The sequence below is a fragment of the Ensifer sp. SSB1 genome, assembly GCF_016652895.1.
Taxonomy (GTDB): Bacteria; Pseudomonadota; Alphaproteobacteria; order Rhizobiales; family Rhizobiaceae; genus Ensifer.
Window position 1 is genome coordinate 1 of the sequence record NZ_JAEPRP010000171.1, and the last position, 8,776, is coordinate 8,776.

8 protein-coding genes are annotated in these 8,776 nt (G+C 62.9%); 4 read left to right on the plus strand and 4 right to left on the minus strand.

Annotated features, from left to right (window positions below):
- The 4 genes from I8N66_RS30060 to I8N66_RS30075 all read right to left on the minus strand — a co-directional run.
- On the minus strand, positions 1–293 hold a 293-nt coding region (locus I8N66_RS30060), incomplete at its 3' end, for a serine hydrolase (RefSeq protein WP_291161913.1).
- Positions 294–328: 35 nt separating this feature from the next.
- On the minus strand, positions 329–1,201 hold the full coding sequence (locus I8N66_RS30065; protein ID WP_291161916.1) for an ABC transporter permease: 873 nt from the start codon (positions 1,199–1,201) through the stop codon (positions 329–331).
- Positions 1,198–2,235, minus strand: coding sequence for an ABC transporter permease (locus I8N66_RS30070; RefSeq protein WP_244546825.1), 1,038 nt, complete (start codon positions 2,233–2,235; stop codon positions 1,198–1,200). The genes I8N66_RS30065 and I8N66_RS30070 overlap by 4 nt, the downstream gene beginning before the upstream one ends.
- Before the next feature lie 76 nt (positions 2,236–2,311).
- Positions 2,312–4,240: an ABC transporter substrate-binding protein gene (locus tag I8N66_RS30075; RefSeq protein WP_113538106.1), complete on the minus strand. Its 1,929-nt coding sequence runs from the start codon at positions 4,238–4,240 to the stop codon at positions 2,312–2,314.
- Between the two features lie 123 nt (positions 4,241–4,363).
- On the opposite strand from I8N66_RS30075, the gene I8N66_RS30080 reads away from it, so the two are divergent.
- The 4 genes from I8N66_RS30080 to I8N66_RS30095 all read left to right on the plus strand — a co-directional run bounded on the left by I8N66_RS30080 (position 4,364) and on the right by I8N66_RS30095 (position 8,732).
- Positions 4,364–5,317 carry a LysR family transcriptional regulator gene (locus I8N66_RS30080; RefSeq protein WP_113538107.1) on the plus strand — a complete coding sequence of 318 codons (954 nt, stop codon included), beginning with the start codon at positions 4,364–4,366 and terminating at the stop codon, positions 5,315–5,317.
- Positions 5,318–5,638: 321 nt separating this feature from the next.
- Positions 5,639–6,511, plus strand: coding sequence for an ABC transporter ATP-binding protein (locus I8N66_RS30085; protein WP_291161927.1), 873 nt, complete (start codon positions 5,639–5,641; stop codon positions 6,509–6,511).
- Positions 6,508–7,464, plus strand: coding sequence for an ATP-binding cassette domain-containing protein (locus I8N66_RS30090; RefSeq protein ID WP_113538109.1), 957 nt, complete (start codon positions 6,508–6,510; stop codon positions 7,462–7,464). The genes I8N66_RS30085 and I8N66_RS30090 overlap by 4 nt, the downstream gene beginning before the upstream one ends.
- A 41-nt stretch (positions 7,465–7,505) precedes the next feature.
- Positions 7,506–8,732, plus strand: coding sequence for an alanine racemase (locus tag I8N66_RS30095; RefSeq protein WP_291161933.1), 1,227 nt, complete (start codon positions 7,506–7,508; stop codon positions 8,730–8,732).
- Positions 8,733–8,776 lie beyond the last annotated feature (44 nt).

Genomic DNA, 8,776 nt, shown 5'->3' on the forward strand with positions numbered 1-8,776 from the left:
ACCGGCTTGAAACCGGGCAGATAGGTCGAGACGTCGACATCGATATCGACAAGGCCCTTTTCGACCAGCTGCATGATCGCGAGCGACGTGAAGGTCTTGGTGATCGAGCCGATACGGAAGCAGGTGTCCTTGCCCATTTCGAAATGTCGGTCATGGCGCTGGACATGGCCTTCGGCAAGCACACCGTCGCGGTCGACGAGGGCGTAGGAGATCGACGGGATCGCCTTATCCTCGACCTCGTACCGGATCAGATCCTCGAACAGCTCGATGGAAGCAGCAGACAGAGAGGACATGGAAAATGCTCCTTGGGTCGTAAAGGGATTGGGTCTCAATGGGCGTGGCGTGGGTCGAGCATGTCGCGCAGCGCATCGCCGACCAGGTTCCACGACAGTACGAAGAGGAAGACGGCCGCGCCCGGGAAGGCCAGCGTGTACCAGAACTGGAAGGGATTGCCGGGCTGACCGACGATCCAGTTGCGTGAATAGGCGATGAACTGGCCCCAGTCGGCATAACCTTCTTCGGTGCCGACGCCGAGGAAGCTGAGCGCCGAGGCGGACAGCACCATGGAACCGGTCGCCATCGTCGCGAGAACCAGCACCGGGAACATGGCGTTGGGCAGTATATGCAGCACGATCAGCCTGAGATCGCTGGCGCCATAGCTCCTGGCTGCGTGGATGTAATCCATCTCGCGGATCCTCAGGATCTCGCTTCGAACGATACGGGCATAACTCATCCAGCCGAAAGTCGTGAGCGCGATCGTGATGGGCACGATGCCTTTGCCGAGCAACGCCGTCAGCACCATGGCAGCGATCAGGAAAGGTACGGCCATGAACACGTCGACGATGCGCATCAGCACTTCCTCGATGACGCCACCGTAATAGGCCGCGACGGCGCCGACGACCGTGCCGATCAGCACGGAGATCGCCACGACCCCGAGCCCGATCTTGAATGCCGTGCGCGTACCCCAGACGACACCATAGAAGATGTCGTACTGGCCCTGGGTCGTGCCAAACATGGCCTCAGGCGAAGGCGGTTGCGGCGTCGCGAGGAAACCCGCGCGCGGCGTGTCGTAGGGCGAAAGCTGGAAGCTCTGCGGCGGTGCCAAGACGGGGGCGAAGACGGCGATCAGCACGAAAGCGAGCAGGACCACGACGCCGAACAGCGACACCGGATTGCGTGCGAGGTAACGAAGAAACTTCATTGCGTCTTCACCCTCGGGTCAAGCAACGGATAGATGAGATCGACGACCAGGTTCATCAGCACCAGGACGACCGCGAAATAGAGGCCGAAGCCGAGAACTGCGGGAAAGTCGAGATTGGCGGCGGTCTTGGCGGCAAACTGGCCGAGCCCGGCATAGTCGAAGATGGTCTCGGTGATGACCACGCCGCCCATCATCACGGCGAGTTCCATGCCGGCGATGGTTGCGAGCGGCAGAAGCGCGTTGCGCCTGGCGTGATGCAATTCGACAACGCGGCGCGGCAGGCCCTTGGCGCGGGCGGTTCGCACATAGTCCTGGCGCAGCGTTTCCAGCATCGAGGTGCGCATCACCCGCGTCATGCTGGCGACGTTGACATAGGTCAGCGTGATGACGGGCGCCGCAAGGTGACGAAGCGCATCGCCGAAGATCGCCAGGTTACCGTTCAACAGCGCATCGACGGTGTTGGCGCCGGTGTAGCGCACGAAATCGCCGGAACTGACGATGGTCTGGGCCCACTGGCTGAGCCGGCCGGGCGGGAACCAGTCAAGCGCCGAATAGAAGATCAGGAGCATCAGCAGGCCGAAGACGTAAACCGGAAAAGACCAGCCAAGAATGGTGAAGATGCGGATGACATGGTCCGGCCAGCGGTTGAGATAGATGCCGGCGCGTGAGCCGAGGTAGACGGCGAGCAGCAGACAGGGAACGAAGGCCAGCACGACCAGTTCCAGCGTCGCCGGAAACAGCGACATCAGGGCGGTCGACACCGGCTGGCGGGCGGTCTCGGACCAGCCGAGATTGCCGCTGAGAACGCCGCCGATCCAGCGGCCATACTGGAGGTAGAACGGATCGTTCAGCCCGTACTGCTCGATCATCCGGCGAATGCTTTCCTGACCGCCCTTGAGATAATCGGGCGACGGCGCGTAGGCCGCCAGTCTCTGTGTCGGCGAAAGCGACATCTGCAGCGCGAAAATCATCAACGACAGCGCGAAGAGGACGATCGGCAGCATCATCAATCGTCTGAGTGCGTAGTTCAGCACGGTTCACACGTTCCGATTTCAGGGAAAATGAAACAAGGGCTGCCGGGTGAGATCGCCACCCGACAGCCCTGGCCAATCAGTCGTTGGCCTTGGTGACCGGGTAGAAGTCCCACGCACCGTAGAGGATCATGTTGTCGACATAACCATCGATATTGCTGCGGGTGACGACGTAGCCGAAGTCTTCCCAGAGGAACTGGGTGGTGGCATATTCGTACGACATTTCCTGCAGCTTGGCGTAGATCGGCTCGCGCACAGCGGGATCGACCGAAGCCCATGCCTCGTCGAGCAGAGGCTTGAACTTCTCGGCCATCAGATCGCGGTAGCCCTGGCCGACCATGCCGCCGACGAGGCCGGTGGGCGAGAGATAGTAGCTGGCTGCACCGAGCGGACCGCCCGGATCGGAATAGTCAGGCCCCCAGCCCATCACCGTCAAAGGAGCCGCCGGCTTCTCGCGGTTGTTGAGCTTGTCCGAGACCGATGCCCAGGGCAGTGCCTGGATCTGCATCTTGAACTTCGGGTTGATGCGCGACAGGCCCTGCTGCAGCGCCGAGAGTGCGGCCGTCAGCTGCGGATTGCCCTCGGTCACATAGGCGGTGAAGGCGAAGCCGGTATCCCAGAGCTTGCCGCCGAATGCCTTCTTGAAGTGCTCCTCTGCCTTGGCAGGATCGTAGCTGTAGATCGGTGAGTCCGCGCGGTAACCCATGATGCCGCGCACCGTCGGCCCGCGCGACTGCACGGTCTTTCCGAGCAACACCTGGTTCAGGAGCGCATCATAGTTCTGGGCATAGTTGAAGCCCTTGCGCACGTCGATATCAGCGAAGAAGTCCGGCGGGATGCCGGCGCCGTCCAGCTTGCCGCTGCCGATCGCCGGATTGTCGTTGTCGTCGAGCGGCCAGGCGAAGAAGATGCCGCGCGAGAACACTTTCTGCAGGCCGTCGATGACCTTGACGCCTTCGGTCTTGCTGAGTTCGTCGATGAACTCGACCGGGGCGGTAACGAAATCAGCGTCACCGGACAGAAGCTGCAGGCGCCGCGTCGTCCATTCCGGCACCGTGCGCATGACCACGCGTTCAAGCTTGGCGGGGCCCATGAAGTAATTGTCGAAGCGCTTCAGGGTGATGCGCCGGTCGGTCCGGTCCCACTCCTCGAGCATGAACGGCCCGGTGCCGTTTTCTTCCGCAAACAGCGGATTGGCGCCGAGTTCCGGACGGTAATGGGCCTTCCAGGTGTCGCCCGAGCCATCCCAGCCGCCGACCGATGCAACCCATTCCTTGTCGACGACCGAGGTGCCGAAGGGCAGCGCGATCACGCCGAGCGTTGCTGGAAACGACTTCGGCAGCTTCAGCGTGACGTTGTCGCCATCGACGACAATCTGCGATGAGAGTTCGTCATAAACCTTGCGCAGGATCTCGGGGCTGGCGTCGTTGATGGACTTGACCTGGCCTTCGGCCTCAACCCACTTGGCGATGTCGGTGTATTTGCCGGCAGTGATCACCTCGGTGATCGCGTTCGACATCCACGACTGCCCCTGAAGGATGGCGCGCAACAGCGAATAGCGCACGTCCTCCGGCGTGATCTGGCCGTAGCCAGGCTCGATCGTCGCCTTCTGGGCGTCGGTCAGCTTGTCGTAATACTCCCAGGTGACTTTACCGTCGGCGCCCTTGATCCCGACCTTGTGGGCGAGAACGCCCTTGCGGATCGGGAAGGTGTAGCTGACGGAGCCGTCGGCAGCCTGCTTGATGAGGCCATTCTCGAGCGACGGTACTTCGGTCGAGAGCGACGGCACGAACTCGGAAATCTTCGAGCCGTTGAAGTTCAACAGGCGGCTGTAGATGTTGAGCGCGCCGTAGGAGCTCGGCGTGTTGGCGATATAGGCGGGGTCGAACGACTGGATGTCGTCGGTCCACATGAAGACGAAAGTGCCGGGGTTCTTGGTCTCGGCCATAGCGGGCGCAGCCGCGATGCCGAGCCCCAAGCAGAGAGCTAGGGCTAAGGTGCGTTTCATCGTTGTTCCCATTTGGTGGAGGCGGAAGTTTTCTTCTCGTTATAGGGGAGGCTAGAAGAGCCCTTGCAGGTCTGTCCAATGTGTAATTAGGATAGACTATGCAAATCACGCATGAGGGCCGGCATGGAACTGCAATGGCTTGAAGATTTTCTCGAAATCGCCGCCACGCGGAACTTTTCGACGGCGGCGACTGCGCGCAACATTTCGCAGCCGGCCTTCAGTCGCCGCATCAAATCACTCGAGAACTGGATCGGCGCGGACCTCATCGACCGCAGCACCTATCCCGTGCAATTGACACGGGCGGGAACGATGTTCCTGCCCGGTTGCCAGCGCCTCGTGCGCGAGGCCTACAGGCTGCGCACCGATTGCCGCAATGTCGCGGGCGAAAGCTCGGCCATGCTGACATTTACCTCGCTGCACACGCTGGCGATGTACTTTTTCCCGAGATGGATTGGCTCGCCGCTGATCTCGCGGATGCCGCTTCGCACCAGCATGCATGCGGCCGACTTCCTTGAAAGCATCGATCACCTGTGTTCGGGCCAGTGCGATTTTGCCATTACCTATGTACATCCCGATGGCCCGCCGGTGCTGGAAGGCGGTCCGTTCGAATCCCTGCAGATCGGCAAGGACAGGCTCATCCTGGTGTCGGGAACCGACGAGAGCGGCCGACCGCTGTTCGACATCGACGGGCCCGAAAGCACGGAGATCCCTTACCTCGCCTATTCCTGGAGCGACGGCTACATCGGCAAGCTGGCGACCTTGATCCAGTCGCGCTGGCGCAGGCCGCTCAATCTCAGCACCGTCTATCAGTCAGGCCTCGCCGACGGCCTGAAGCACATGGCGGTCGCCGGGCGCGGCGTCGCCTGGCTGCCGCAGATCTGTGTGGCGGAAGCCTTGCGGCAAGGCCGCCTCGTCCAGATCGGCGGACCACAGATGTCGCTCGAAATGGAGATCCGCATCTTCAGACGCGCCGGCCCCGGCAGCGCCGACAGCGATGGGTTGTGGCAGCATCTCAAGCAGTGTGCGGCACTGCCACAGTACAAGAACGGATTCGATGCCGGCATCGACGCCGCCTGAGGCATCGTCATGACCGAAATCGCCCGATCGAGGCCATATGCGAAGACAGGCGACACGATGCAGAAAGCGCATAGTTTCGATTGCCACATTCGTGACACATTGATTTCACTCGGTTTTGTGGCGCGGACCGAAGCCGATCGCGTGCCGCCCAGGCACTGACGGCCTGCCTCGCTGGGAGTTCTTCGCCATCCGAGCATATTGACAGGATGCAACCCCGTTGCGAGACCTGATAGGGCAACGTCCCCTCGAAATCGGGTCCATGTGCTGATGTTCCTGTCTAAATCCGCGCCCCCTGAACTGCCCGAGGATGTCATCCTTTCCGTGGAAGACCTGGAGGTTTCCTTCGCGGCCGGCACACGCTCCCAGCTGCGCGCGGTGCGGGGCGTCTCCTTCCGCATTGCACGCGGCGAGACCGTCGCGCTGGTCGGCGAGTCCGGATCCGGCAAATCGGTGACTGCCATGACGATCATGCGGCTGACGGAATATGACGGCGCGGCGATCACCGGCGGACGGGTGCTGATGCGCTTGAAGGACGGCAAGGTCGCCGACCTCGCGACATTGTCGGAAAAGCGGGTCGAAGCCCTTCGCGGCGCGGATATCTCGATCGTGTTCCAGGACCCGATGTCGAGCCTGAACCCGGTCTTTACCGTCGGCGACCAGATTGCCGAAGCGGTGATCCATCATCAGAACAAGGCACCGGAGGAAGCGCGCCAGATCGCGCTCAACACCCTCAAGCTGGTGCGTGTGCCCGATGCGGAACGCAGGCTCGACCAGTATCCTCACCAGCTCTCCGGCGGCATGCGCCAACGCGTCATGATCGCCATCGCGCTTGCCTGCCGCCCGTCGCTGATGATCCTCGACGAGCCGACGACCGCGCTCGACGTGACCATTCAGGCGCAGATCCTTGATCTGGTCCGCGCCCTGCAGCGCGAGATCGGCATGTCGGTGCTGTTCATTACCCACGACATGGGTGTCGTCGCGGAGGTCGCCGACCGGGTCTGCGTGATGCTCAAGGGTGAAATCGTCGAGACGGGTTCGGTCTACGACATCTTCGCCAAGCCGACGCATGCCTATACACGCGCCCTGATTTCCGCCGTGCCGCGCCTCGGCAGCATGGCCGACAAGGATGCGCCGGAAAAATTCCCGCTGCTGGTGTTCGAACCGGAGCGGCAGCCCGCGGAGACGACAGAATGAACGCGCCGGCTCACATGACGGAAGCCCTCCGCCCGCTCGTCGAGGTGCGAAACCTTGTGACGCGCTTCGATCTCAAGGCCGGGCTATTCGGCCACGTCTCCGGCCGGGTGCACGCGGTGGAGAACGTCTCCTTCGACATTTTTCCCGGCGAGACCCTGGCGCTGGTCGGCGAATCCGGCTGCGGCAAGTCGACGGTCGCCCGCTCGCTCATGCAGCTCGATCGGCCGCGTTCGGGCTCCATCCGCTTCGATGGAACCGAGCTGATCGGCGCGCCGCGCCCCGTCCTTGCGCGATTTCGGCGCGAGGCTCAGATGGTCTTCCAGGATCCGTTTTCCTCGCTCAACCCGCGCATGACGATCGAGCAGTCGTTGATGGACCCGATGCGGGTCCACAAGCTGGGTTCGACCGGGGACATGCGCGCCCGCGCCGCCGAACTTCTGGCAAAGGTGGAGCTTTCGCCTGAGCATCTCGAGCGCTATCCGCATGCATTTTCCGGTGGCCAGCGCCAGCGCATCTGTATCGCCCGGGCGCTTGCGCTCAAGCCGCGTCTCATCGTCGCCGACGAGGCGGTCGCCTCGCTCGACGTGACGATCCAGGCACAGGTCATCAACCTCTTGATGGACCTGCAGCGCGAGATGCAGATCGCTCTTCTGTTCATCAGCCATGACATGGCGGTGGTCGAGCGCATCGCCCACCGCGTTGCGGTCATGTATCTCGGCGAAATCGTCGAGATCGGCGATCGCCGTTCGGTGTTCGGCAATCCGCAGCACCCCTATACCCGCAAGCTGCTATCGACCGTGCCGATTGCCGACCCGACGCGCCGTCCGGAAGGGCGCCAGCCGATGTCCGACGAAATCCCGAGTGCGGTGCGTGCGCCGGACTTCGTGCCTCGCGAACTGCCGATGCGGCAGATCTCATCGACCCACTACGTGCGCCAGGTCGCAACCGGCTGACCGCAGCCGCGATACCCCGTTCCAGATCAGAGTATCCCAACATGAGCACTTTCGAAGTGACGCAACCGGCTGCGAGCGCTGCCGGCATCGCGTCGACAGAAATCCGCGACAGCGCAAGCGAAGCCAAGACCACCGGGTTCCTGCGTCCAGCAGCCGCCGATCAACCGACACCCTATATCGAGGTCGACGAGAGACGGCTTACCCGCAACATCAAGGCCATGCAGCAGCGCGCCGATGCAGCAGGCGTGGCAATGTTTCCGCATGTGAAGACGCACAAGAGCCTCCACATCGCCGGGCAGCAGCTGGCCGCAGGCGCGCGCGGTATCACCGCCTCCAAGCCCAGCGAGGCGCTTATCTTTGCCGAAGCCGGGATCCCGTCGATCATTCTGGCCTATCCCATCGTCCGCGCGGCGTCGCTCGATCGCCTGCTGCCTGTGGTCAAGGCGCGGGGCGTGGAACTGCGTACGATTGCGGCGAGCGAAACAGGTGTCGATGCGCTGTCGAAGGCCGCCAGCCGGTACGGCGTCGAGATCGGCGTGTTCCTCAAGGTCGACGTCGGCCTCGGCCGCGTCGGCCTCAAACCCGATGACCCGGCAGCGCCTGAACTGTGCGCAAGGATCGCCGGCGCCTCTGGCTTGCGATTTGCCGGACTGCTTTCGCACGCCGGACATGCCTACGCCGCTCCTGAGCCGCACGCCCTGGCCACGATCGCCCGCGACGAGGCGAAGGCCCTCGCCGGCCTCGCCGACCGGCTTCGGCAACGCGGAATCGCCGTCGATTGCATTTCCGTCGGCGCAACGCCGACTTGCCTCGGTGCACCGCTGCCCCAGGAAGTCGACTACATCCGTCCCGGAAACTACGTCTTTCTGGACGGCACCGCCCTTCGGCTTGGCATCTGTACCGCCGACGACCTCGCGCTTTCAGTCGTCGCCCGCGTCGTTGCGTCCAACGACGCGCACTTCATCATCGACGCTGGTTCGAAGTCCATGAGCTCCGATCGCGGCGCACATGGCATGGGTGGCGCTGGGTTCGGCACGGTCGTCAGCGCTGAAGGCGATGGCGAAACCGGCATGTGGGCACTCGAGCGACTGTCCGAGGAACATGGGTTCGTCCCCCATTCCGGGCGCGCCCTGCCGCTCGGCAGTCGCGTGCGCGTGTTCCCCAACCACTCCTGCGCCTCGATCGCCAATTTCGACAATTTCGTCCTGGCGCGCGCGGATGGCACTGCAGCCAACCTGCCGGTCGACGCCCGCAGCGGTCAGACCTGAAGAGCGCACAGGCCATTTCGGCCACCCGGGCGGCGATCAATCGC

What these genes read in the sequence shown, in the direction of transcription:
- I8N66_RS30065 (WP_291161916.1), bottom strand. Translation starts at nt 1,201, where the DNA reads ATGAAGTTTCTTCGTTACCTCGCACGCAATCCGGTGTCGCTGTTCGGC.
- I8N66_RS30075 (WP_113538106.1), bottom strand. Translation starts at nt 4,240, where the DNA reads ATGAAACGCACCTTAGCCCTAGCTCTCTGCTTGGGGCTCGGCATCGCG.
- I8N66_RS30080 (WP_113538107.1), top strand. Translation starts at nt 4,364, where the DNA reads ATGGAACTGCAATGGCTTGAAGATTTTCTCGAAATCGCCGCCACGCGG.
- I8N66_RS30090 (WP_113538109.1), top strand. Translation starts at nt 6,508, where the DNA reads ATGAACGCGCCGGCTCACATGACGGAAGCCCTCCGCCCGCTCGTCGAG.
- I8N66_RS30095 (WP_291161933.1), top strand. Translation starts at nt 7,506, where the DNA reads ATGAGCACTTTCGAAGTGACGCAACCGGCTGCGAGCGCTGCCGGCATC.